Source organism: Pigmentiphaga sp. YJ18 (assembly GCF_038066655.1).
Lineage (GTDB): Bacteria > Pseudomonadota > Gammaproteobacteria > Burkholderiales > Burkholderiaceae_B > Pigmentiphaga.
Genome location: NZ_JBBUKU010000002.1, coordinates 277,956 through 299,628, shown reverse-complemented (window position 1 = coordinate 299,628; position 21,673 = coordinate 277,956). Strand labels below are relative to the sequence as shown.

At 66.0% G+C, this 21,673-nt stretch carries 24 protein-coding genes and 2 tRNA genes; 7 read left to right on the top strand and 19 right to left on the bottom strand.

Annotation, left to right across the window (positions count from 1 at the left end; all coding sequences use genetic code 11):
- Positions 1 to 55 precede the first annotated feature (55 nt).
- The 9 genes from WKR98_RS15175 to WKR98_RS15135 form a co-directional block, all read right to left on the bottom strand.
- On the bottom strand, positions 56 to 1,018 hold the full coding sequence (locus WKR98_RS15175) for an ABC transporter substrate-binding protein (RefSeq protein ID WP_238159998.1): 963 nt from the start codon (positions 1,016 to 1,018) through the stop codon (positions 56 to 58).
- 47 nt (positions 1,019 to 1,065) lie between these two features.
- The gene (locus tag WKR98_RS15170) at positions 1,066 to 2,160 is read right to left on the bottom strand and encodes an ABC transporter ATP-binding protein (protein ID WP_124689774.1); all 1,095 of its coding nucleotides are present in this window, start codon (positions 2,158 to 2,160) and stop codon (positions 1,066 to 1,068) included.
- Between the two features lie 137 nt (positions 2,161 to 2,297).
- Positions 2,298 to 2,483 (bottom strand): hypothetical protein, encoded by a 186-nt coding sequence (locus WKR98_RS15165; protein ID WP_124689775.1) that lies wholly within the window; start codon positions 2,481 to 2,483, stop codon positions 2,298 to 2,300.
- Positions 2,484 to 2,579: 96 nt separating this feature from the next.
- Positions 2,580 to 3,389 (bottom strand): MetQ/NlpA family ABC transporter substrate-binding protein, encoded by an 810-nt coding sequence (locus WKR98_RS15160; RefSeq protein WP_124689776.1) that lies wholly within the window; start codon positions 3,387 to 3,389, stop codon positions 2,580 to 2,582.
- A 59-nt stretch (positions 3,390 to 3,448) separates the two neighbouring features.
- Positions 3,449 to 4,111 (bottom strand): methionine ABC transporter permease, encoded by a 663-nt coding sequence (locus WKR98_RS15155; protein WP_124689777.1) that lies wholly within the window; start codon positions 4,109 to 4,111, stop codon positions 3,449 to 3,451.
- A 2-nt stretch (positions 4,112 to 4,113) separates the two neighbouring features.
- Complete coding sequence (locus WKR98_RS15150; protein ID WP_124689778.1) at positions 4,114 to 4,959, bottom strand: methionine ABC transporter ATP-binding protein; 846 nt, start codon at positions 4,957 to 4,959, stop codon at positions 4,114 to 4,116.
- A gap of 180 nt (positions 4,960 to 5,139) precedes the next feature.
- Positions 5,140 to 7,227 (bottom strand): TonB-dependent siderophore receptor, encoded by a 2,088-nt coding sequence (locus WKR98_RS15145; protein ID WP_238160457.1) that lies wholly within the window; start codon positions 7,225 to 7,227, stop codon positions 5,140 to 5,142.
- A 284-nt stretch (positions 7,228 to 7,511) separates the two neighbouring features.
- Positions 7,512 to 7,585 (bottom strand) — tRNA-Cys (locus tag WKR98_RS15140).
- Positions 7,586 to 7,736: 151 nt separating this feature from the next.
- On the bottom strand, positions 7,737 to 8,171 hold the full coding sequence (locus tag WKR98_RS15135; protein ID WP_124689780.1) for a hypothetical protein: 435 nt from the start codon (positions 8,169 to 8,171) through the stop codon (positions 7,737 to 7,739).
- Between the two features lie 154 nt (positions 8,172 to 8,325).
- Here WKR98_RS15135 and WKR98_RS15130 point away from each other — a divergent pair, with 154 nt between their 5' ends.
- Positions 8,326 to 9,420: a helix-turn-helix transcriptional regulator gene (locus WKR98_RS15130; RefSeq protein ID WP_124689781.1), complete on the top strand. Its 1,095-nt coding sequence runs from the start codon at positions 8,326 to 8,328 to the stop codon at positions 9,418 to 9,420.
- A 20-nt stretch (positions 9,421 to 9,440) separates the two neighbouring features.
- On the opposite strand, the gene WKR98_RS15125 is transcribed toward WKR98_RS15130, so the two are convergent.
- The 4 genes from WKR98_RS15125 to WKR98_RS15110 are packed head-to-tail and all read right to left on the bottom strand — an operon-like array spanning position 9,441 to position 13,223.
- The gene (locus WKR98_RS15125; protein ID WP_124689782.1) at positions 9,441 to 10,472 is read right to left on the bottom strand and encodes an ABC transporter ATP-binding protein; all 1,032 of its coding nucleotides are present in this window, start codon (positions 10,470 to 10,472) and stop codon (positions 9,441 to 9,443) included.
- On the bottom strand, positions 10,469 to 11,272 hold the full coding sequence (locus WKR98_RS15120; protein WP_161567824.1) for an ABC transporter permease: 804 nt from the start codon (positions 11,270 to 11,272) through the stop codon (positions 10,469 to 10,471). The genes WKR98_RS15125 and WKR98_RS15120 overlap by 4 nt, the downstream gene beginning before the upstream one ends.
- Positions 11,269 to 12,165, bottom strand: coding sequence for an ABC transporter permease (locus tag WKR98_RS15115; protein ID WP_124689784.1), 897 nt, complete (start codon positions 12,163 to 12,165; stop codon positions 11,269 to 11,271). The genes WKR98_RS15120 and WKR98_RS15115 overlap by 4 nt, the downstream gene beginning before the upstream one ends.
- Positions 12,165 to 13,223 carry an extracellular solute-binding protein gene (locus tag WKR98_RS15110; RefSeq protein WP_161567825.1) on the bottom strand — a complete coding sequence of 353 codons (1,059 nt, stop codon included), beginning with the start codon at positions 13,221 to 13,223 and terminating at the stop codon, positions 12,165 to 12,167. The genes WKR98_RS15115 and WKR98_RS15110 overlap by 1 nt, the downstream gene beginning before the upstream one ends.
- A 311-nt stretch (positions 13,224 to 13,534) precedes the next feature.
- On the opposite strand from WKR98_RS15110, the gene WKR98_RS15105 reads away from it, so the two are divergent.
- The 4 genes from WKR98_RS15105 to WKR98_RS15090 all read left to right on the top strand — a co-directional run bounded on the left by WKR98_RS15105 (position 13,535) and on the right by WKR98_RS15090 (position 16,049).
- Positions 13,535 to 13,951: a RidA family protein gene (locus WKR98_RS15105; RefSeq protein ID WP_124689786.1), complete on the top strand. Its 417-nt coding sequence runs from the start codon at positions 13,535 to 13,537 to the stop codon at positions 13,949 to 13,951.
- Between the two features lie 54 nt (positions 13,952 to 14,005).
- Positions 14,006 to 14,719, top strand: coding sequence for a GntR family transcriptional regulator (locus tag WKR98_RS15100; protein WP_124689787.1), 714 nt, complete (start codon positions 14,006 to 14,008; stop codon positions 14,717 to 14,719).
- Between the two features lie 25 nt (positions 14,720 to 14,744).
- Positions 14,745 to 15,608 (top strand): fumarylacetoacetate hydrolase family protein, encoded by an 864-nt coding sequence (locus WKR98_RS15095; protein ID WP_124689788.1) that lies wholly within the window; start codon positions 14,745 to 14,747, stop codon positions 15,606 to 15,608.
- 63 nt (positions 15,609 to 15,671) lie between these two features.
- Positions 15,672 to 16,049 (top strand): DUF427 domain-containing protein, encoded by a 378-nt coding sequence (locus WKR98_RS15090; protein WP_124689789.1) that lies wholly within the window; start codon positions 15,672 to 15,674, stop codon positions 16,047 to 16,049.
- A gap of 22 nt (positions 16,050 to 16,071) precedes the next feature.
- On the opposite strand, the gene WKR98_RS15085 is transcribed toward WKR98_RS15090, so the two are convergent.
- Positions 16,072 to 16,836, bottom strand: a complete 765-nt coding sequence (locus tag WKR98_RS15085) for an RNA polymerase sigma factor (RefSeq protein WP_124689790.1) — start codon at positions 16,834 to 16,836, stop codon at positions 16,072 to 16,074.
- A gap of 56 nt (positions 16,837 to 16,892) precedes the next feature.
- Between WKR98_RS15085 and WKR98_RS15080 the strand changes: the two genes are divergently transcribed.
- Complete coding sequence (locus tag WKR98_RS15080; RefSeq protein WP_124692373.1) at positions 16,893 to 17,486, top strand: ATP-dependent Clp protease proteolytic subunit; 594 nt, start codon at positions 16,893 to 16,895, stop codon at positions 17,484 to 17,486.
- Here the strand turns inward: WKR98_RS15080 and WKR98_RS15075 are convergent.
- From WKR98_RS15075 to WKR98_RS15055, 5 genes are all read right to left on the bottom strand, one after another.
- Complete coding sequence (locus tag WKR98_RS15075; protein ID WP_124689791.1) at positions 17,483 to 18,190, bottom strand: TorF family putative porin; 708 nt, start codon at positions 18,188 to 18,190, stop codon at positions 17,483 to 17,485. The genes WKR98_RS15080 and WKR98_RS15075 overlap by 4 nt on opposite strands.
- 237 nt (positions 18,191 to 18,427) lie before the next feature.
- A tRNA-Gly gene (locus WKR98_RS15070) sits at positions 18,428 to 18,503 on the bottom strand.
- Positions 18,504 to 18,609: 106 nt separating this feature from the next.
- The gene (locus tag WKR98_RS15065; RefSeq protein WP_124689792.1) at positions 18,610 to 19,203 is read right to left on the bottom strand and encodes an FMN-dependent NADH-azoreductase; all 594 of its coding nucleotides are present in this window, start codon (positions 19,201 to 19,203) and stop codon (positions 18,610 to 18,612) included.
- Between the two features lie 18 nt (positions 19,204 to 19,221).
- Positions 19,222 to 19,653, bottom strand: coding sequence for a carboxymuconolactone decarboxylase family protein (locus WKR98_RS15060; protein ID WP_124689793.1), 432 nt, complete (start codon positions 19,651 to 19,653; stop codon positions 19,222 to 19,224).
- 34 nt (positions 19,654 to 19,687) lie between these two features.
- Positions 19,688 to 20,131, bottom strand: coding sequence for a GNAT family N-acetyltransferase (locus WKR98_RS15055; protein ID WP_124689794.1), 444 nt, complete (start codon positions 20,129 to 20,131; stop codon positions 19,688 to 19,690).
- A 73-nt stretch (positions 20,132 to 20,204) separates the two neighbouring features.
- Between WKR98_RS15055 and pdxR the strand changes: the two genes are divergently transcribed.
- On the top strand, positions 20,205 to 21,656 hold the full coding sequence (gene pdxR, locus WKR98_RS15050; protein ID WP_370282381.1) for a MocR-like pyridoxine biosynthesis transcription factor PdxR: 1,452 nt from the start codon (positions 20,205 to 20,207) through the stop codon (positions 21,654 to 21,656).
- Positions 21,657 to 21,673: the final 17 nt, after the last annotated feature.

Genomic DNA, 21,673 nt, shown 5'->3' with positions numbered 1-21,673 from the left:
GGAGCCCGCCTCTTCCTCTTGCTAGCTATGTGGAATCACGCCCGACCGCGTCCGGTCACTTGCGGCCGAACAGTGTCGTGAAGCGCTCCAGCAGGGCCTGGCGGCCGGCACGCTGGGCTTCGTTCTCCACCGGCAGCGATTTGATGTCCTTGATCACCGGGCGCTTGGCCTGCACGTCCTGGCGGGCCGGGATCAGGTAGGTCGCGGCCACCCGCGCCTGGCCGGCGTCGGACAGCACGAAATCGATGAAGCGCTTGGCATCCTGCTGCTGGCGGCTGGACTTCAGGATCATCATCGGCCGGCCGGCGATCACCGTGCCGCTGGCGGGGAAGATGACCTCGATGCTCTCGCCCTTGGCCTGGTTGCCCAGCGCGACGTAGTCGACCGCGCCGAAGACGGCTGCCTTGGCGCCTTGCAAAACGGGATTCATCGCCTGCGCATTGGCGCCGGCAATGGCCATGTCGTTGCGCTTCAGATCGGCGAACAGGCGCCACGCATCGGCGCCGCGCGCCGATTGCAGGCCCGACAGCAGTTCCAGGGCGGTGCCCGACTGGGCCGGATCGGGCATGTTGACCAGCCCCTTGAACTCGGGCTTGGCCAGGTCGGCCCAGTCCGTCGGACGCGGCGTGCCGCTCTTGGTGTTCCAGGCGATGGCCAGCGCCGACAGGCCCTGGGCCACGTAGCTGGGGCCCTTGTACTCGGCCGGCACCTTCGCGGCATTGGGGCTGGCATAGGCCAGCAGCCAGCCGCGCTTGTGCAGGTCCAGGGCGCTGTCCCACGACGCCGAGATCACCACGTCGGCCTTCGGGTTCGAGGCTTCCGCCTCCAGCCGCGCCATCACCTTGCCGGTATCGGCCTGGAACACGTCGACCGAAACGCCGGTCTGCTTCTTGAAGTCGTCGGCCAGTTGCTTGATCAGTCCGGCCGGGCCGGCGGTATAGACCGTCAGGGCCTGGGCCTGGCCAGCGGCCAGCATCGCGCCGAACGCCAGCGCGCCGATCAGAGGCTTGATTTTCATCATCGAGATTCCTGAGTCGAGAAACGGCATATCGCCGGGGAAAAGCGTCACGCCGCCTGCGGAAACCAGCGCAGGCGGCTCCAGTCGAGGTCCAGCCCCACGGGGTGCTGGACAGGCATGCGTTGATCGGTCAGCCACGCCAGTTCGAAGGCATGGTGGTCGCTGCCCACGCGCACGGTCGTCGTGTAGTGCCCGCCGCGGAACCGCTGCGCGATCACATGGCCTCGCAGGGCGTGGCGTTCGCCCGCCTTCAGCGCGGCATGGGGAATGAAGAGATGGCCCGGCCCCGCCGGACCGCCGGCCAGGGGCACGGGGCAGACCAGTTCGAGGCCGCCGGCCAGTTGCCAGCCGCGTTCGGTGCGCACGCCGCTGCGCAGGGCGCCCAGTTTCAGGAACTCCACCACCTCGGGGCTGGCGGGTTCGCTCACCAGCAGTTCGGGCGCGGCGATCTGGCACACCTTGCCGGCCCGCATGACCGCCACCGTGTCAGCCAGCGAGAAGGCTTCCTCGTGGTCGTGGGTGACGTACACCGCCGTGGTGCCCAGCTCGCGCAGCAACAGTCCGATCTCGCCGCACAGGGTCTCGCGCAGATCCCGGTCGAGATTGGACAGTGGTTCGTCGAACAACAGCACCCGGGGCCGCGCCACCACGGCCCGCGCCAGCGCGACGCGCTGCTGCTGGCCACCCGACAGGCTGCCGGGCGAACGGTCTTCGCAGCCCGCCAGCCCCACCATGCCGAGCGCGCTCGCCACCCTCTCCGCCCGATCGCTTCGGGGCACGCCACGCACTTCCAGCGGGAAGGCCACGTTGGCCCCCACGGTCATGTGCGGCCACAGCGCGTAGTCCTGGAACACCATGCCCAGGCCGCGCCGCTCGGGGGGAACGAAGGTCCGGTCGTCCGCGACGGTGACACCGCCAATCCCGATGCGCCCCGCCACCGGGCGGCTCAGGCCGGCCAGCAGCTTGAGCAGCGTGGTCTTGCCGCAGCCGGACGGTCCCAGCAGGGCCAGCACCCTGCCCGGTTCGAGCCGGATGTCGATGCCGTCCAGGATGGTAGTGCCGGACAGGCGCTGTACCACGCCCTCGATATCGATGGCGGCACCGGAGGAAGAAGAATCGGAATGGGAAGCGGAATCGGACACGGGCGGACATGAACAGGAAACGCCGCCGTTCGCCGGCTCGCACGAGCCCGGCCACGGCGCCGTAGGATCGTGTAAATACTATGTCCGCCCGATGACCGGATCATGACAGCCGGTCGCCCCGCATCGGGGGCACCGGCTCAGAAGATCGACGTGATGGCGAAATGCTCGAGCACCGTGGGACACAGGGTGCCCAGCTTCGCGACCAGCCACATGAAACCGCACGAGAAACCGGCCAGCAGGGCCAGATCGCGCAAACGCTTGAGAAATACCGTCATGGGCCGATACTCCACGCCGTGGTATTCCATGGTTGCAGAACCTCTCATGATTGCGAAAATCCGCGACGTGAGTCTATCCGCCCCCGCCGCGAATCACCATATCCGTAAGGTCGTACTCCAAAAACGTGAAAACGCCCGCGCCGATCACAAGCCCGCCGGGCGGACATAGCCCGGGAAGTCCTTGTCCAGCACGCTCTTGAAGAACGGCGACTTGAACGCGGCGGCCAGGTCCTTGGCCCATGGCTTGCCCTGGTCCGCGCGGCGGATCGCCACGACCTGCTGGAATTGCACGGGCGGCGTCTCCAGCGCCACCGCGCTGGTCAGTTTCAGGCCCGAAGCGATGGCGAAGTTGCCCGGCACCACGGCGAACTCCACGTCGCCCACGGTACGCGGCAGCTGCGCGGCCTCGACGGGCTGCAGCCTGACCTTCCTGGGATTGCTGGCCAGGTCCTTTTCCGTGACCCGCAGCGGATCCACGTCGGCCTTCACCGTGATCACCCGATTCTGCTGCAGCAGCAACAGGGCGCGCGCCAGGTTGCTCGGATCGTTGGGCAGCGTGAAGCGGTCGCCCTCCTTCACGTCGGCCAGGCTCTTGCGCGACTTCGAGTAAATGCCCATGGGCGCGGTCGTGCTTTGCACCAGGTCGACCAGGTCCAGCTTCTGGTCCGCCTTGAATCGGTTCAGGTAGGCGATGTGCTGGAACAGGTTGGCGTCCAGCGAGCCTTGCGCCAGGGCCAGGTTGGGCTGCACGTAATCGTTGAACTCGACCAGCTTGACCTTGTAGCCCTGCTTTTCGAGTTGAGGCACGATGCCGAGCTTGAGCACGTCGTAGTTGTAGCCGGCGGTCGCGCCGAAAACGAGGTCCTTCTTGGCGGGGTCGGCGGCGTGGGCGGCGGCGCCCAGGGCCAGGACGGCGGCGGCCGTGCCAAGGATGAAAGTGCGGCGTAGAGTCATGATGAGTCCCGGAAATGAATGCCGGCACGGCCAGCCGTGCCTTCGACGGAAAGAAAGAGTCAGCGTTTGTCCAGCCTGTGGGCCAGCGCGTTGCCGCCGAACTGGATGATCTGCACCAGCACGATCAGCAGCGCGACGGTCAGCAGCATGACGTCGGTCTGGAAGCGGTAATAGCCATAGCGGATGGCCAGGTCGCCGATGCCGCCCCCGCCCACTACCCCGGCAATGGCCGAATAGGACAGGAAGCTGACCGCCAGCACGGTCAGCGCCAGGATCAGTCCGGACCGGGCTTCCCGCACCAATACGCGCCAGACGATCTGCAGCTCGGAGGCGCCCATGGCGTGCGCGGCCTCGATCACGCCGCGCGGCACCTCGCGGATGCTCTGCTCCACCAGGCGTGCGAAGTACGGGATGGCGGCCACGGACAGCGGCACCGACGCGGCCAGCGGGCCGATGGACGTCCCCACCACCACGCGCGTGATGGGCACCAGCGCGACCAGCAGGATGATGAAAGGAAAGGACCGCACGGTGTTGACGATCCAGCTCAGCACCAGATAGGCGGGTCGGTTCTCCAGCGACTGCCCGGGACCCAGCAGGAACAGCAGCACGCCCAGCGGGCCGCCGATCAGGATCGCGGCGGCCAGGCCGATGCCCAGCATCATGAAGGTCTGGCCGATGGCGACCCAGAGTTCGGGAAGAATGGCGAGGATATTGTCGGACATGGTCAGGCGGCCCGGGTAGTCGGCTCCGCCGCCTGGGCGATGCGGGCGGCGTGTTCTTTCAGGATGTCTTCGCGCACCTGCTCCTGGGCCAGCTCGCGGCCCAGCGCGCTCAGGCGCGGCGTGGTCTGGTCGCCCACGTCGAAGCGCTCGACCAACTGGCCGTTCTCGAGCACCGCGACGTGGTCGCACAAGGCATGCACCACGTGCAGTTCATGGGTGACGATGATGATGGTCACGCCCAGCCGCTGGTTGATCTCGCGCAGCGTGTCCAGCACCGAACGCGTGGTCTCGGTATCCAGCGCGGAGGTCGGTTCGTCGCACAGCAGCACCTTGGGGTGCGGCGCCAGGGCGCGCGCGATCGCCACGCGCTGCTTCTGCCCGCCGGACAACTGCGCGGGATGGTTGTGCAGCTTGTCGGTCAGGCCCACCACGGCCAGGCACTCCCGCACGCGGGCCTCGATCTCGGCCCGGCTGCGGTTGCCGTGCAGTTTCAGCGGGAAGGCCACGTTCTCGTAGACGCTGGCGTTCTGCAGCAGGTTGAACTGCTGGAAGATCATGCCTATGCCCTGCCGGGTCTCGCGCAGCTCGCGCTTGGAGAGCCGGGTCAGGTCGCGGCCGTCCACCAGCACCTGGCCGGCGTCCGGACGCTCCAGCAGGTTGATCATGCGCAGCAGCGTCGACTTGCCGGCGCCGCTCTTGCCAATCAGGCCGAAGATGCGCCCTTCGGCCATGTCCAGCGACACGGACTTCACAGCTTCGAACGCCCGCCCGTCGGGCAGCTTGAACGTCTTGCTGACCGCTTCGAGCCGGATCAGCGGCGATGCGGAAGGAGAGGAATTCTGGTTCATAGAAAAAGACGAGGCGGCTGGCTCCCGCCCGGAAGTGGCGCGGGAACACGGTGGCCGCCAATGTAACATCGCAGTATGAGGCAAGTGCCCTGCGCCAGGAACGACGCATTTTTCCTATATATATTCTATTTCCTTATTAAGCCCTGCGTTCATTCGACAAAAAACGCATAAGCCGCCAACTCAGAATTTCAGCGTCATCCCCAAGGCCAGCGCGCGCGGATAGCCCGGTTTCACATAGTCCGCGTACTGGAATTCCCAGTACCGCTTGTCGGCCAGATTGGTGATGGCCGCGCGGAAGACCGTGTCGTAGCCGCCCAGGCGGGTCTCGTAGCTGGCGCCGACGTTGACGATGGTGTAGCCCGAGACCCTCACGTCGTTGGCCGGACGCAGCATCGTGCTGCCGGTGTACTTGAAATCGGCCCGCAGCCTGAGCCCCTGCACCTGCGGCACGCTGTAGACCACCTGCCCGGCCGCGACGAAACGCGGCGCGCCGGCGACACGCTTGCCGTTGTAGTCCGAACCCTTGCGGTACTCCGAATCCAGCAGCATCAGGTTGCCGCCCACGGTCCAGGCCCCCGCCCTTTTCGAGGCGCCCAGCTCCAGGCCCTGATAGACCGACAAGCCGTCCTGCACCAGCACGTTGCCGGCGTTCGCATATTCGGCGCCGCGCTCGATGCGGAACAAGGCGGCGGTGGCGGCCCAGCCTCTGCGCTCGGTCTTGACGCCGACCTCGTACTGCTTGCTCGTAAGCGGCCCCAGCGTCTGGCCGCGGTTCGCATAGGCATTGCCCACCGTCGCGCCCTGTTCCAGCGACTCGACATAGCTGGCATAGGCCATGGTCTGCGCATCGGGCTTGAACATCACCGCCACCGTGGGCGTCACGCTGCTCTTGTCATATAGCGCGGACATGGCGCCGTCCGGCGTATAGCCCTCCTGCCTGAACTTGGTGTAGCGCACGCCCGCCAGCACCGACCAGCGATCCGACAGCTTGACGGTATCGCTGGCGAACAGCGCCTTCTGCGTGATCTCGCCGGCCCGGTACAGGTCGAGCCCGCCCTGCGGATGGTAGGAAATGACGTTCTGCGACCCGAGCGAACCCGTCCCCATCTGCTGGTACACGCTGTTCAGGCTGTAGTCGTTCTTCTGCTGCTGCCACGACGTACCCAGCACGACCTGGTGCTCCAGCGCGCCCGTCGAGAAACTGCCTTGCACCATGGCCTGCCACTGGTCGTAGGCATAACGCTCCGCATAGTCCGACCGAACGTCCTGATAGTTGCCGCCGCTGTCCGTCAGGAACAGCACCGATTCGCTGCGGCGGGTCCGGGTCGAACTGTGGCTGTAGGTCGTGCTGAGCTTCCAGTCCGGCGCAAGCCGGTACGTCAGCCCGGTCGAATGGAACTGGAACTCGTTGTTCACGAACGTGCCGTCCCCGACCAGCGTGCGGTCGTTGTCGCGCACGGGCCGCGGCAGCACCGTCCCGACCAGCTTGGACGTATTGATCGTCGGCTCCTGTCCGACGACCTTCTTGTTCTGGTAAAGCGATTGGAAATCCCAGGTCAGGCGGTCGGTCAGCTTCAGGTCCAGCGCCAGCGACACGGCATTGCGCTTCAGGGAACCGTCGTTGTAGAGATCGCCCTGTTCATGCGTCGCGTTCAGCCGGTAGCCGAAACGATCGTCCTCGCCCGCCCTGCCGCCCAGGTCCACGTGCTGGCGCCAGACATTGCCGGACGAGAATCCCAGGCTCACGCTGCGCACCGGCTGGGCGGTCGGCCGCTTCGTCACGTAGTTGACGACGCCGCCCGGCGAGCCGAAGCCGTACATGAACCCCGACGCTCCCTTGAGCAGTTCGACTTGCTCGAAGTGTTCGTAGGGCGGCGTCGTGGCGTAGCTCAGGAAAGGCTTGCCGTCGATGCGAAAGGCGTTCTGCCAGTCCAGCTGCAGCCCGCGCACGGTCAGGTAGCTGGCCCAGGCGCCGTGGGCGCCGCTGTTGTCCGATACCGAGGCGTCCGTCGCGAACAGGTCCCCCAGCTTCACGATGGGCCGATCGTCCAGGTCGCCGCGAGTGACCACGGTGGTCGAGAACGGCGTCTCGAGCTGCGTCAGATTGCCCAGCGCGCCGGCATTGACCGGCGCTTCCAGGTCATGCAGCGTGGCCGACTCGCCCGTCGCGGTGACCGAGATGGTGGGAAGCTGCTGGGCGGTTTCCGGTAGCTTGTCCTGGTCTCTGGCGGGGTCATCGGCGGAGGCCGCCCGGGCCGCGAAGGCCAGGGATAGCGCGAGGACGAGAACGGAGTGACGGGGGCGGACGGCGCTGGCGTGACCGGCTTGGCGATCTTGGTGGAGGGAAGTATGCAACGGGGTTCTCGAGTAGGGAAAATGAGTTATCATTTACGCAAATCATAATGATAAACGTTTTCATTTAACTTAAAGCGTTCCCCTTAAACCTTTCTGGAACCGAGCCTGTCCGCTCGATCGCCCCCGTTGATACAAGCGGCAGCGACGCGCAAAAGAAAATCGCCGCCCCTTGCGGGAACGGCGATTTCAGATAAAGCTGGAGGCGCGTGGCGGAGTCGAACCGCCCTCAACGGATTTGCAATCCGGTGCATAACCGCTTTGCTAACGCGCCATGGCGAACAAGGTTCGCAATTCGTCTTCCCTTTTCCGCCCATGGGTTTTGCACGGCATGCAAAAGGGCTTTGCTGGAAAGAGCCCGCTATTCTACACGAAGCCACGCTTGTGTGCGAGGCATCGCCCGCCCCGGGCTTGCGGCCTTTCCGCTAGGGCTTCCGGCGGGCACGCATCACCTCGATATTCGCCCGCTGCTCGGGAGTGAAAGAGGACTGCCCTTGCGGGTCGGCGGCCCGTTCGGTGGCCAGGTACATGCCGGCGTGCAGCGCGGCCAGCATCGCGGTGGCGTATTCCTTTCCGGTCAGCCGCTGGCGCGCCAGCGCGGAACGCACGCGCGGCCGGGCCTCGAGCTTGCGCGCGATGTCCTCGACCGACTCGGCGTCATCGTCATCGTCGTCCGCCGCTTTCAGGTCCTTCAATTCGGCCGCCACCGCGTCCATGCGATCGAGCAAGGCGGGAGTCAGGCGAAAGCGGGCCGGGTCCGCGCCATCGGCGGCGCGGGCGGTGCCCGCGGCCAGGCAGGCGCTCAGGGCAATGACGGCGGAGGCGGCCGCCAGGGAAAGAAAACGGGTGCTTGGCAACATGACGATGAATACCTTGGAAAAAACCCGAGCAGCCTAACCAAACCCGCCTTCGCCCACCCCACCCCGCCGGGATAGGGTGTCGTGGCCGGCGCACGCAGGTGCCGGGACGCGGCGGCTCGGGTACGATCGGGATTCCCCATCGCTTCCGACCGACATGTCCCTGCCTCGCTCGACCGGCCATGCTCTTGCTCGCCTGCACCAGCTGGCATGCCTGGACGTGGGCGGTCCGCAACTGATCCAGCCCTTGCTGGAGACCCTGCATCCGCTGATCGGGTTCGAGTCGGGCGGCTATTTCTATCCGGACCACCACAACGGACTGGAAGCGCACATGGAGGATGCCGACGTGCAGGCCTCGGTGCCTGAGCATTTCGATCCGCGCATCCTGCGCAGCGAAAACGAGATGTTCCACAACAGCCTGCGCCAGGCGCGCGACATCGAGCTGCACGGCCACGGCCCGCGTACCATGGGCCAGATGCTCAGGGCGTCCCATGTCGACCTGCGGCGCAGCGATTACTACAACGTGGTGATGCGCCCCGCGCGGGTGGCCGACTGGCTGTGCCTGGCGCTGCGCGCGCCGCAGGGCCAGGGCGTGGGCATGCTGTTCCTGTTCCGGCCGCCTGGCGCGCAACCGTTCCAGCCGGAAGAAATCGCGACGCTGGCGCGGCTCGAATCGCATCTGGCGCATGCCTTGCGGCAGGGCGAACGGGATGCGGACGACAGCGAGGTCCATCGCCAGGGACTGCTGGTCGCCACCCCGGAGGGCCGGCCCTTGTGGATTTCCCCCGACGCCGAAGCCCTCATGCCGCTGGCCTTCGGCTGGCGCTGGCGCCGCGGCGCCGCGTTGCCCCCTGTGCTGCAATCGCTGGTGCAGCGGCTGACGCCGCGGACGGGCACCGCCTGCCCGCCACCGCAGCAGGAACTGTCCAACGCCCACGGCTGGTTCTCGCTGCGGGCCACGCATCTGGCGGCGGCCTCCGGCGACGAGGATGCCGTCGGGATCCACATCACGCAGCGCGTGCCGCGCGGCCTGCGGCTATGGTCGGCCTTGCTCGCGCTGCGGCTGCCGCCACGTCAGCACGAACTGGCGTACTGGCTGGCGCGCGGCATGCCCGAATCGCAGATCGCCCGGCGCCTGGGCATCAGCGCCAACACGGTGGTCTATCACCGACGCCAGCTCTACAACCGCCTGGGCGCCGGCAACCGCGCCGAACTGCTGGCCCGGCTGGAACCGGGCGGCACGTTTCGCTAGGTCTTGGCGGGCTCGGCCCGTCATGGCGATACCCGCACCAGGCTCTCGGCGGGCACGCCGAACCGGATCCTGTCGTTTTCGCGGATCGTCTCGTCCCGGAAGGCGCTCATGTCGATGAGCAGGCTGTCGCGGGTCTCGGCGATCTCGACCTCGGCCAGGCGAGCCGAGCCGTGGAAATAGATCGAGCGGACCTTGCCGGCAAATTCGAGCCCATCGGCCCCGCCGGGTTTGCGAACAGCCTCGGGCCGGAAAAAGAGCGGTTTGCCGCCGTCATCGAACAGCGCGTCGGCCCCGGCGCGCACCGCGATCGGCGAACCGGGCCTGAGCAGGTTGCCGCGGCCGATGAATCCGGCGACGAACTCGGTGGCCGGGCAGTTGTACAAGGTCTCGGGCGCGGCGCACTGCTCGATCTTCCCTCCGTACATGACGGCGATCCGGTCCGACATCAGCAACGCCTCTTCCTGGTCGTGCGTCACGAATATGGTCGTGATGCCCAGCGAACGTTGAAGCATCCGTATCTCGCGTTGCAGCTCCTCGCGCAGCTTGCGGTCCAGGGCGCTGAAAGGCTCGTCCAGCAGCAGCACGTCCGGGCGGATAGCCAGCGCCCGCGCCAACGCGACGCGCTGCTGCTGCCCGCCGCTCAGGCGCTTGATGTCGCGGTCGGCGAATGCCGACATGTGCACCAGTTCCAGCATTTCCCCGGCGACGCGCTTGCGCTCCTCGGCCTTCACCTTGCGCATGCGCAATCCGTACTCGACGTTTTCCCGGACGCTGAGGTGGGGAAACAGCGCATAAGCCTGGAAGACGATACCGATGTCGCGCCGCTCGGGCGGCAGATGGTCGACGCGCTTGCCGCGGATATGGATTGCTCCGGCGTCGGCGCGCTCGAAGCCCGCGATCATCATGAGCGTCGTGCTTTTCCCGCAGCCGCTCGGCCCGAGCAGCGAAACAAACTCGCCTTTCCGTATCGTCAGGTCAATGCCGTCGACAGCTCTCGCGCTGCCGAAGTTCTTCACGAGGGAATCCAGTACGAGGTCTTGGGAATGGGTCATGCAAGGGCTCCGGACTTCGCCGCGCGCACGGCGAATCCAATGAAAAGCGCGATGATGATCAGTTGGACCATCGAGAACGCGGCCACGCCGGGATCGAAGTTGTATTGCATGTAGTTGAAGACCGCGACCGGGACGGTGATGTTGTCCGCGGTGGTGACGAACAGCGATACCGGGATGTTGACGAAGGACACGATGAACGCGAAGGCGGCCCCCGCCTTCAGGCCCGGCATCATCAAAGGCAGGGTGATCGTGAAGAACGTACGCAGCGGACCCGCCCCCAGGCTGCGCGCCCCCCGCTCATAGGACATGGGCATGTCCGCCAGCACCGCGACCGAGGTGCGCAGCACATAGGGCGCGCCGATGACGGCATGGCCGAAGATCAGCGTATCCAGGCCCAGCCGCAGTCCCAGGTGTGTCCATAGCAGCAACAGCGCGACGCCGTAGACGATCCACGGCACCGTCAGCGACGACATCAGCATCGCGTACAGGACGCCCCTGCCCCGAAACCTGAAGCGCGTGACCAGGATGGCAGCGGGAACCGCGACCAGCACCGCTATCGCGGTGGAAGCCAGGGCCACGATCAGGCTGTTCTTGAACGACAGCAGGAAGTTCGCGTTGTCCGGCAGCGATCGATACCACTCCAGGTGCAGACCCTTGGGCGGGAAACCGATGTGGGACGAGGTGTCGAACGAGATCAGCGCCACGACCGCAAGCGGGAACACCAGCAAAAGGCAGATTCCCACGATGTAGGCATTGAACAGTCGGCTGCCGGCGCGGCCGGGTGCCGAGAGGGTATTCATGCTGGATCTCCCTGGCCCCCGGAGCGGTTGAAGTAGCGCAACTGCACGAAAAGCACGGCCAGGGCGATCACCGTCAGGATCACCGACAACGCCGCCGCGCTGGCCTGGTCGTTCGCCACGCCGATCTGTTCCCATATCGCCACCGGCAACATGACGGTGCTGGATCCGCCCAGCAGCAGCGGGATGACGAAGGCGCCGCAACTCTGCATGAAGACGATGAGCATGCCCGCGGCCAGGCCTTCGAAGCTCAGCGGCAGCGTGATCGTAAGAAACACCTTCCACCTGGGCGCCCCCAGGCTGCGCGCGGCGGACTCCACCTGCGCGGGTATCCCCCGGATGACGCTTTCGAGCGGCAGCACCATGAAGGTGAAGCTGACGTGCACGAGCCCGATCACCACGGCGGTCGCGCCATAGGCCAGCGGTAGCGGCTCGGACACCAGACCGAAATTCAGCAGCGTGCTGTTGACCACGCCGGCGCGGCCCAGCACGATCAACCAGCCTATCGTGAGCATGTTCATGCCGACCGCGAGCGGCGTGAAGGTGATCAGGTAGGCGGTGCCTGTCCAGCGGCTGGGCGAGCGTGCCAGGAACATGGCCAGCGGATAGGCCAGCACCGCGCTGATCGCGGCCACGCCGGCGCTGACCGCCAGCGTGAACCCCAGGACACGCCAGAAATAGGCGGAGCCCAGGACGGCGACATACTTGGCCGCGCTGATACCGGCGAACTCGCCGATACCGCCCTCGTTCACGCTGACAGCCAGGGTCAGCAGCCCGGGCAGGACGAAGCCCGCCAGCATCAGCAGGGCCATGGGCAGGCCCAGCAGCAGCCGCGGGGACACGGGGCGCGGCTCGGGTCCCGGCCGCGCGGGCGCGGATATCGCGTGCGTGGACATCAGCCGCGCATCTCCGCATTCCAGCGCGCCATGATTTCCGGCGTCGCCTTGATGAGTTCCTTCATGTCCGGCACCACCCCTTCCGACACGGGCATGATGCGGGCCCGCGTCGCCTCGGGAATGACGACCTTGGGATTCGTGGGCGTGTACTGGATCGTCTGGTAGTACTTGAGCAGGGGCTCGGGATCCAGCAGCGTATTGACCCAGGCGAAGGCAAGCTCCGTGTTGCCGCCCTTGACCACTTGCGCCGGCACGAGCGAGAACAAGGTGTTCGGCCCCAGGCGCGTGAAGTCGAGCGCCTTGTCGCCACTGTCCATCATCGCGTAGACGCGGCCGTCCCAGATCCAGCCGATCTCGGCGTCGCGGGACACGATCAGGCGCTCGGCCTCGATGGCCGTCCCCCAGAACTTGACCACATAGGGCCGCATCTTGCGCAGCGCCGCGAAGGCCGGATCGAGGTTGGACATCGAACCGCCCAGCGAGGTGGCCAGGTGCCAGACGAGTTCCGGGGTCCACGGATATGAGATGTCCGGAAAGGCGATGCGCTTGCCGAACTCCCCCTTCCCCGCGCGTTCCAGGAATTCCGGCCAGGTCCTGGGTATCTGCTTGATCTTGTTCTTGTCGTACCAGATGCCGGACGAGCCGTACTGGTACGACACCCCGTAGTCGTCCCAGGTCTGGCGAAACACCGCTGGAATGTCGGCCAGATGGGGCACCTTGTCCACCGTCAGCTTCAGGACCCGCCCCTTGCCGATCAGGTCCATGGCCAGGACTTCGCTGTTGTCCACGGCGTCCAGGGGCGGATGCGCGGGCTGCGCCAGGATCTGGGAGGTCCATTGTGCCGGCCCGCCCGACACGATGCGGACATCCGCGCCGGTCCGCTTCTTGAACAGCGGCGCGAAATGCGTGCGGATGGATTGCTCCCACCGCCCACCCAGGCTGGTCACCGTCACGACCTTGTCATCGGCATGCACCAGGCCCGGACGCACGCCCGCGGCAAGGGCGCCTGCCCCAACGACAGAGGAAAGAAAACTGCGGCGGGAAATCAATCGGCTCATGTGAACTCCGGCGGCGAAGGGAGGAATGGCCTGCCTGGGCACAACACGTTGCACAAAGGCGGGCCGCGCTGTCGACTCCGCCGCATCCCCTATCGGGAATCGTGGCGAAGCCATAATTGCATAAAGTATAAAATTCTCCACGTATGTGAGGTAAATACATGTTTTCCCGTAGGAAAATACATCGCCACACGAGGGAAAAATGCCGCAAAATTCCTAGCTATCCGGCGAAATGCTTGCACGTCCAATCAAAATTGAATACTTTATACAAAACGCAAGATATATCGTCCCATCACCAAGCGAGGAGCGCGCAGATGACCACCAAGCCGAAGTACATCAACCCCCAGGGGGCCTGCCCGGCCCAGGGGCTGTATTCCCATGCCACGGAAACGGCAAGCAGTGGCAAGACCTACTACATCGCCGGCCAGCTCTCGGTAGCCGGCGACGGCGGCGTTGCCGGCAAGGGGGATTTTTCCGCGCAGTTCGCGCAGGTGTTCCAGAACCTGGAGTCGGTATTGAAGGGGCTGGACATGGGATTCGACAACGTCGTCAAGTTCACGACCTACCTGGTCCATTCCCAGGATATCGGGCGCTTCATGGAACTGCGCGCCGACCTCTTTCCGCGCATCTTTTCGGGCCCGCTCTTCCCGCCCAACACGCTGCTGATCATCGATCGCCTGGTCAAGGAGGAGTTCCTCATCGAAGTGGAAGCCATCGCCCAGAAGGCTTAACCCCGCCTCCGGCCTTCGCTCTACTATTGCCCAGGCTTCCACTCCCTCGTCACCATGGCTACCGCAACCCTCGTCTCCGGACATTCCCAGCCGCTGCCCGAAATCGTCTACCGGCAACTGCGCAGCGCGATCCTCAACGGCATGTTTCCCCCGGGATCACCGCTACGGCAGGAAGAAATCGCACAGAAGCTGGGAGTCAGCCGCAACCCCGTGCGCGAGGCCCTGCCGCGCCTGGAGTCCGAAGGCATCGTCGTCCTGTCGCCGCGCCGCGGCTATACCGTCGCCCAGTTGGAGCCGAGCGAGATCCGGGATGTCTTCGCGCTGCGCACCCTGCTCGAGACCGAACTGGTCCGCCGCGCCGTGGAACTCAAGACCCATGCCGACGATGACAGGATCCTGTCCATCCTCGACCAGATGACGCAGTTGGCGGCCCAGGCGCAAGACGTGGACCGGGTCCGGTGGTTCGACCTGAACCTCGAGTTCCACGACGCGTTGATGCTGCCGGCCCGCTATCCGCACCACATGAAAGCGCTGGTGCAATCGCGCGGCGTGCTCGAGGTCTACATCCGCACAGAGGTCAAGCTGACGGGCGACCTGGACCAGGCCCAGCGCGAGCATCTCGAGATGGCGCAAGCCTTCATCGCGGCGGACGGGGACTTGCTGGTGGCGCTGACCCGCCAGCACTCCGAACATACCCGCTCCCGCCTGCTGACCGGCCTGGCGAAGACATCACTGGGCAGTGCCCTGGGCAATCCCAAAACCGCATGACCGCCCTTCACCGGATACCCACTTCATGAAAATCGCGACTTTCCTCCACGACGGCCAGCAACGGGTTGGCCAGATCTCGCCCACGGAAGACTCCGTCACTCCCTTCGCCCTTACCGCGGAGCAGGCGCACCTGGGCGCGCTGAGCCTGATCGAGGCCGGCGCGCACTCCCTCCCCGGCCCGGCCGGCAACCCCATACCGCTGTCGGCCGTCACGCTGGTGGCGCCGCTGCCCAAGCCTCGCCGCAACCTATGGTGCGTGGGCCGCAACTACCACGCGCACGCCAAGGAACTCTCGGGTTCCGTCTTCAAGGGCAACAGCGCCAGGACGGACGAATGGCCCATCGTGTTCACCAAGGTCCCCGAATGCGTGATCGGCCCCGACGCCCCCGTCAAGCTTCCGCAAGGAATCTCCGAGCAGATCGACTATGAAGCCGAACTGGCGGTCATCATCGGCAAGGGCGGCAAGAACATCGCCCGCGACGACGCGCTCGGGCACATCTTCGGCTACACCATCGTCAACGACGTGACCGCGCGCGACGTGCAGATGCGCCACGGCCAATGGGACATGGGGAAATCCTTCGACACCTTCTGCCCGATGGGCCCCTGGATCGTCACCGCCGACGAACTGGACGCCACGCGCACGCGGGTGCGCTGCTGGGTCAACGGCGAACTGCGCCAGGATGGCGAAACGCAGAACATGATCTTCGACATTCCCAGCCTGATCGAGACGGTCTCGCGCGGCATCACGCTCTATCCGGGCGACATCATCGCCACGGGCACGCCCGCCGGCGTGGGGATGGGCATGACGCCGCCCCGATACCTTCGGTCCGGAGACAAGGTGCGCATCGAGATAGACGGGCTCGGATCGCTGGAGAACCGGTTCGAATAAAAGCTGCGCTAAGCTGGGAAGGTCGTGTCGCGATCCACGGCGCCTTTTCTCCTGGAGCAAGCCATGACCGACCAGCCCGTCAAGATTCCCGGCCCCGACCATCCGATCACGATCACGCCGAATGCCGCGCGCATCGTCGTCGCGGCGGGCGGCCGCACGGTAGCCGATACGCACCGTGCGCTGACGCTGCGCGAAGCCTCCTATCCGCCGGTGCACTACGTACCGCGCGAGGACGTCGACATGACGCTGCTCGAGCGGACCGCGCATGCCACCTACTGCCCCTACAAGGGAGACTGCGCCTACTACAGCATCCCCGCCGGCGGCGCGCGCGCCGCGAACGCCGCGTGGAGCTACGAGTCGCCGCACCCCGCCGTGGCACGGATCGCCGGATACCTGGCGTTCTACCCCGACCGCGTCGATTCGATCCAGGAAATCCGCTAACGCCCGGCAGCGCCGGCAAGGATCAACCGCAGGACACGGACGCTTCGTCCAGGATCCTCCAGGCCAGCAGGTTCCGCACATGGACCTGCCGTGCTCCGCTGGAAACCTCCCCGCCCTTGCGCTCGCCGTCCCCGATGTTCGCAAACGCCGCCATCATCTGCGGGCGGCACGCGCGCAGCACGGCAATGAGTCCGCCCGGATCGCGCCGGGCCAGGGCGTGACGGCACAGCGCGAACAGGTATGTCGCGTCTTCCTGCTCGTTTTCATCCGGGCCGCGGTCGACGGACAACCTGGACCTCAGGCGTGCGAGCAGCCGATGCAGGTACTGGCGGGAGGCTTCCTCGCTGCGGCCCGTCAAGGCACCCAGCTCGGCGTGGCTGAATCCGAAGATTTCGTACAGCAACACCACCGCCGCATCGCCCGGCGCCAGGGTACGGCAGAGGTGGTGCAAGGCCGCCTCCACCCGCTGCGCCTGATCGGCCAGCCGCAGCGGCCAATCCGCGCACGCCGCTTGCGCAGCTTCTTCGACGGCCTGCGACAGGATGGCCTGGTAGCGTCCCTGGCGGCGCAGGAAATCGATGCACAGATGATGCAGCACCGTCACCAGCCACGCCTCCCGGCCCGCCTCGGTCGGCGGCAAGGTGCCGTTCGCGGTGCGCAGGTAGGCGTCCTGCACCAGGTCTTCGGCCTCGGCGCCATGCGCCAGCCAGCGCCGGGCCAGCGCGATCAATCGCTTGCGCAGCGCCTCGTCGTCTGCCAGGGGGTGGGAGGAGATCCGGGATGTCACGTTATGGGCGGCTCGTTCGTTTACCTGCAGAACCTAACATGAAAAGGAACCTCCCGATGCTTGCCAACGATCCCGACCACGCTTCCCAGCCCGTGTCCGGACAGAACAGCGCCTTCCTGGAAGAAAAGGCGTTCCGGACGCGGACGGTGCTGGTATTCGGCACCATCACCGACGCCACGGCCTCCGAAACGGTGCGCCGCCTGCTGGCGCTGGACGCCGAGTCCGACGCTCCCATCAACATGGTGGTGTCGTCCCCCGGCGGCCACCTGGAGTCGGGCGACGCGATACACGACGTGGTGCGCTTCATCGAAGCGCCGGTCAACATGATAGGCGCCGGCTGGGTGGGCAGCGCCGCCACCCACCTCTATCTGGGCGCACCGCGCGCCCGCCGCGTCTGCCTGCCGCAAACCCGCTTCCTGATCCACCAGCCCAGCGGCGGCATGGGCGGCACGGCCAGCGACATCGCCATCCACGCCCGCGAGATCGTCAAGGCGCGCGAACGCATCGCCCGCGTCATCGCGCGCGAAAGCGGGCAACCCCTGGAGCGGGTGCTGGCGGATATCGAACGCGATCACTGGATGCCGGCGGAGGAAGCCGTGGCCTATGGCCTGGTCTCGCGCATCATCGAGCGGCGCGGGGAACTGGCCTAGAACGCCGCTTGCAGCGCGATCTCGCCGCGCGTGCCCGCCATGCCCGGAAACAGCCTCCGGGCGGCCGCATCGGTTCCATGCAGGGTCAGGCGCAACTCGAAGGGAGGCTTGAACGCCCATACCGCGCCGACCGAGGCGTGGGTGTAGCTGTCGGCGTACGCGTCGTCCAGGAAATAGCGGGCCAGCGTGGCTTCGAGGCGCCATGCGTTCCCCAGGGGATGGCGCGCTCCCAACAGCGCATACGTGCCCGTCGTGCGGCTGGCCATGGCATTGCTCGAATGCCCTACCGCCAGCCAGTAGCGGTCGCGCCAGGTCACGGCGGCATTGACTTCGTTCCAGTTCGGATGCCCTTGCGTCGAGGGATACTGGTAGCGCAGGAAATAAGCATCGAGCGCCCAGTCCGGGGCCAGCTTTCCCGCCCAGCCGGCGGCAAGATCGAATTCCGCATAGGCGCCGTTGTCGGGCTTGAATTTCACCGTGGATCCCCACACCGAGGCATACAGTCCGGATTCGTGGGCGTATCGGACGCCTGCCTGCACCGCGGGACGTTCCCGCGTTTGCGACGAACCTCGCCACACATAGTCGGAGGTCAGGGCCGCGCTGCCCGACAACTGCGCGCGGACATCGGCCGGCAAGGCGGCCAGCAAGGCCGCGGAACCCAGCGCGGCAAGGCTGCCGCGGGAAAGAATAGAGATGAGCCGCATGTTTTCCACTTGAAAGGGATGATGGACATGACCGGCCCTCAGTATTCCGAAAGGCGTATAAATTCCTCGTTCAAAAACCGGGGGGCGCCGTATATTTTCCGTAAACGCGCGCAGGCGCGGCGGGAGACGAGACCGCCGCGGGCAAGGTAGCGAAAGGGGAAGATGGAATGGAAAAAGGGGCGCAAGGCCCCTTTCTGGATATTCACCGGCTGCGATGCGCGCCAGATATCGGAATTCTGGAGCGGGAAACGAGTCTCGAACTCGCGACCTCAACCTTGGCAAGGTTGCGCTCTACCAACTGAGCTATTCCCGCATTTTCACCGCTTTCTCGCTGCCCAAAAACCGGCGCGCAAAGCGAAGAAGCGAGACTATACACGATTTTTTTCCTCGCTGTCACATTGCGCGCCGCCCACCCCCCATCAGATCGTCGCCAGCAGCGTTTCCCTGGCTGCCGCGAGCCGGTCTTCGTCGAGGAACGCCGTCGCCTGCAAGGGCAGGAAATGCAGCGTGTTCAAGCCTATGCAGCCGAACGCCGCCCGCACGTAGGGCGTCAGGAAATCCGGCTGGTTGGCCCGCTCGCCCGTGAACACGCTCCCCGACGCGATGCCGATGAAAACCGGCCGGTCTCGCAGCAGGCCGATTTTTCCCGAGGGCGAAGACGAGAACGTACGGCCGATGCGCAGGATCTGGTCGATCCACGCCTTCAGCACCGACGGCACCGTGAAATTGTTCATTGGCGTGCCGATGACCAGGATGTCGGCGGCTTCCACTTCCTGGATCAATCGCTCCGACAGGCGCATCGCGCCGTCCGCGAGCCCCATCGCCAACGCATCCGGGGACGACAAGGCGGCCGCGTAGCCGGCCTCGGCATGCGGCAAGGGGTCCAGGCCCAGATCCCGACGCACGACGGTCGCCTCGGGATGCCTGGCGCGCATGCGCGCGACGATGGCGGCCGAGAGCCGGCGGCTGTGCGACACCGGCCGCGGGCTGCAATCGATATGCAGTATTTTCATGCCCTGTCCTGGCGCCGCCTATTGCCGCATGCCTATCGCCAGCCGGTTGAATGCGCTCATCAACGCGATGGCAAAGCACAGGTCGGCGATCTCGACGTCGCTGAAGTGCTGCTTGAGCGGCTCGTAGTCTTCGTCCGGCGCATGGGTCCGGTCCACGTGCGTGAGCGACTCCGTCCAGGCCAGCACGGCACGTTCGCGCTCGGTGAAACGGCCGCTTACGCGCCAGCCAGCCAGGGCGTCCAGCTTGGCCTCCGGCATGCCGTCGGCGCGCAGCGCTTTCGCATGCATTTCCAGGCAGAAGGCGCAGCCATTGATCTGCGACATGCGCAGCCAGACCAGGTCGATCAACGATTTGCCAAGGCTGCTCTTCTCCAGCGCTTTCTTGGTGGCCATGAAGCCCTGATAGGCCTCGGGGGAAAGCGTCCAATAGGACAGACGAAGGGTACTCATGGAAGATCTCCGATAGAAAACAACGATGTAGCGTTCAGGCCCGGGCCTCCAGCGGCTGGCAGAAATGCATGCCCTTGGCCAACAAGCCCTGGCGGAAATAGAACCGCTGTCCCAGCGCATTGCCCAGGCCCGTGTCGAGCACGAAATGCGCGCAGCCTTGCCGCCGGGCCTCTTCGCGCGCGGCCTCGATCAGTTGGCCGCCCACGCCGTGGCGCCGGGCATCGGCCGTCACCACCAGGTCGTCGACGTAGAGGAAACGTCCATATATCAGGTTCTCCTGTATGCGGTAACCCGCCAGGCCCTTGACCTCATTGTCTTGCCACGCGCCCAGCAGACGATAGCCCTGCTCGCCCTGGCGGCGCGCCTGCGCGGTGAAGGTGGCCGCATCGGCCAGGTGCGGGCGCAGCTCGCGCATGACGGAGAATCCGGCCTGGTAGTCCTGGTCGCTGTCCAGAAGGCGTAATCGAAACGTGCTCATGGGGATGTCCTTGTCGTGCAGCCGTTAATTTAGGAGAATCATGTCCTAAGCAACAGGTGCAAGAATTGGCAAAATGAGTGGGACATCGAGCCTGGACCTGCGGCACCTCAAGCCGAGCCGGGAACAGGATGCGCCGATCTACCTCCAGTTGTACCGGCGCTACCAGGAGGCGATAGCAAGCGGCAGGCTGCGGCCGGGAGACCGGGTGCCGTCGGTACGCAGCCTCGCCAGCGAACTGGGCCTGGCACGCGGCACGGTCGAAGTGGCCTACCAGATGCTGGTCGGCGAAGGCTATTTCATGGCCCGGGGCGCCGCGGGCACGGTGGTCTCGCCGCGCCTGGGAAACCTGGCCGACACCAGCCGCGCCAAGGTCTCGACGCCGCCTCCGGACCCCTCCTCCCGTCCGTACGCCCCGGACCACGGCACGCTGCCCTTCCAGCTTGGCGTGCCCGCGCTGGATGCGTTCCCCCGCAAGACCTGGACGCGCCTGGCCGGCCACACGCTGCGTACCCTGGAAACCGTGGCCATGACCTACCCCGACCCCGCAGGCTACGGCCCGCTGCGCCGCGCCATTGCCGCTTATCTGGGCATTTCGCGCGGCATCGCCTGCACGCCCGGGCAGGTATTCGTGACGGCGGGCTATCGGGGCGCCTTGGAGCTGGTGCGCCGCACCCTGTTGCAGGCGGGCGACCTGGGCTGGTACGAGGATCCCGGGTATATCTTTGCCCGGCAATTCCTGGAGCGCGCGGGCATGCGGCTGGCGCCCGTGCCCGTCGACGAGGAAGGATTGAACGTGCGCTTCGGCCGGCAGCGCGCGGCCGATGCGCGATTCGCCGTGGTGACGCCCACCCACCAAAGCCCGACCGGCGTGGCGCTGTCCCTGCCACGCCGGCTGGAGCTGCTCGAATGGGCCCATCATCGTCGCGCCTGGATCATCGAGGACGACTACGACAGCGAATTCCGCTACCAGGGCCGGCCCCTGCCGGCGCTCAAGAGCCTGGATCGCAACGAACGTGTGCTGTACACCGGCACCTTCAGCAAGGTGCTGTTTCCCGGGCTACGGCTGGCCTATCTGGTCGTACCGGCGTCCCAGGCGGGAAAGTTCAGGGACATGGTGAACCACCTGCCCGACCCGGGCTCGGTCCTGCCCCAGGCCATGGTGGCCGACTTCATGGAACAGGGCCACTTTGCCCGGCATCTGCGCAAGATGCGCCCCCTGTACGCAGCCAGGCGTAGCCACCTGGCCCATGCGCTGGCGCGGATACCGGGAGCACGCCTGCATGTCCAGCCGCAGGCGGGCGGCATCCATATACTGGCTCATCTACCCGGCGGACAAAGCGACAGGGCGGTAGCCATGGCCGCCCAGAACGCCGGGCTTGCCGTCCAGGCGCTGAGCGACTGGCGGATGCGCAAGTCCATGCAAGGGGGCTTGTTGATGGGGTTCGCCAATTTCGCGACGGCCGCAGACGCCGCGGCGGCCGTTGGGCAACTGGAGGCGATACTGGAGAGCCCCGGCCTCACGTAGGCGTTGCCGCCAAGGGT

Bases quoted from the DNA above. Each gene is read 5' to 3' on its own strand.
- WKR98_RS15175 (WP_238159998.1), bottom strand. From the start codon at position 1,018: ATGAAAATCAAGCCTCTGATCGGCGCGCTGGCGTTCGGCGCGATGCTG.
- WKR98_RS15165 (WP_124689775.1), bottom strand. From the start codon at position 2,483: ATGAGAGGTTCTGCAACCATGGAATACCACGGCGTGGAGTATCGGCCC.
- WKR98_RS15160 (WP_124689776.1), bottom strand. From the start codon at position 3,389: ATGACTCTACGCCGCACTTTCATCCTTGGCACGGCCGCCGCCGTCCTG.
- WKR98_RS15155 (WP_124689777.1), bottom strand. From the start codon at position 4,111: ATGTCCGACAATATCCTCGCCATTCTTCCCGAACTCTGGGTCGCCATC.
- WKR98_RS15150 (WP_124689778.1), bottom strand. From the start codon at position 4,959: ATGAACCAGAATTCCTCTCCTTCCGCATCGCCGCTGATCCGGCTCGAA.
- WKR98_RS15135 (WP_124689780.1), bottom strand. From the start codon at position 8,171: ATGTTGCCAAGCACCCGTTTTCTTTCCCTGGCGGCCGCCTCCGCCGTC.
- WKR98_RS15130 (WP_124689781.1), top strand. From the start codon at position 8,326: ATGTCCCTGCCTCGCTCGACCGGCCATGCTCTTGCTCGCCTGCACCAG.
- WKR98_RS15125 (WP_124689782.1), bottom strand. From the start codon at position 10,472: ATGACCCATTCCCAAGACCTCGTACTGGATTCCCTCGTGAAGAACTTC.
- WKR98_RS15120 (WP_161567824.1), bottom strand. From the start codon at position 11,272: ATGAATACCCTCTCGGCACCCGGCCGCGCCGGCAGCCGACTGTTCAAT.
- WKR98_RS15115 (WP_124689784.1), bottom strand. From the start codon at position 12,165: ATGTCCACGCACGCGATATCCGCGCCCGCGCGGCCGGGACCCGAGCCG.
- WKR98_RS15110 (WP_161567825.1), bottom strand. From the start codon at position 13,223: ATGAGCCGATTGATTTCCCGCCGCAGTTTTCTTTCCTCTGTCGTTGGG.
- WKR98_RS15105 (WP_124689786.1), top strand. From the start codon at position 13,535: ATGACCACCAAGCCGAAGTACATCAACCCCCAGGGGGCCTGCCCGGCC.
- WKR98_RS15100 (WP_124689787.1), top strand. From the start codon at position 14,006: ATGGCTACCGCAACCCTCGTCTCCGGACATTCCCAGCCGCTGCCCGAA.
- WKR98_RS15095 (WP_124689788.1), top strand. From the start codon at position 14,745: ATGAAAATCGCGACTTTCCTCCACGACGGCCAGCAACGGGTTGGCCAG.
- WKR98_RS15090 (WP_124689789.1), top strand. From the start codon at position 15,672: ATGACCGACCAGCCCGTCAAGATTCCCGGCCCCGACCATCCGATCACG.
- WKR98_RS15080 (WP_124692373.1), top strand. From the start codon at position 16,893: ATGCTTGCCAACGATCCCGACCACGCTTCCCAGCCCGTGTCCGGACAG.
- WKR98_RS15075 (WP_124689791.1), bottom strand. From the start codon at position 18,190: ATGCGGCTCATCTCTATTCTTTCCCGCGGCAGCCTTGCCGCGCTGGGT.
- WKR98_RS15065 (WP_124689792.1), bottom strand. From the start codon at position 19,203: ATGAAAATACTGCATATCGATTGCAGCCCGCGGCCGGTGTCGCACAGC.
- WKR98_RS15060 (WP_124689793.1), bottom strand. From the start codon at position 19,653: ATGAGTACCCTTCGTCTGTCCTATTGGACGCTTTCCCCCGAGGCCTAT.
- WKR98_RS15055 (WP_124689794.1), bottom strand. From the start codon at position 20,131: ATGAGCACGTTTCGATTACGCCTTCTGGACAGCGACCAGGACTACCAG.
- pdxR (WP_370282381.1), top strand. From the start codon at position 20,205: ATGAGTGGGACATCGAGCCTGGACCTGCGGCACCTCAAGCCGAGCCGG.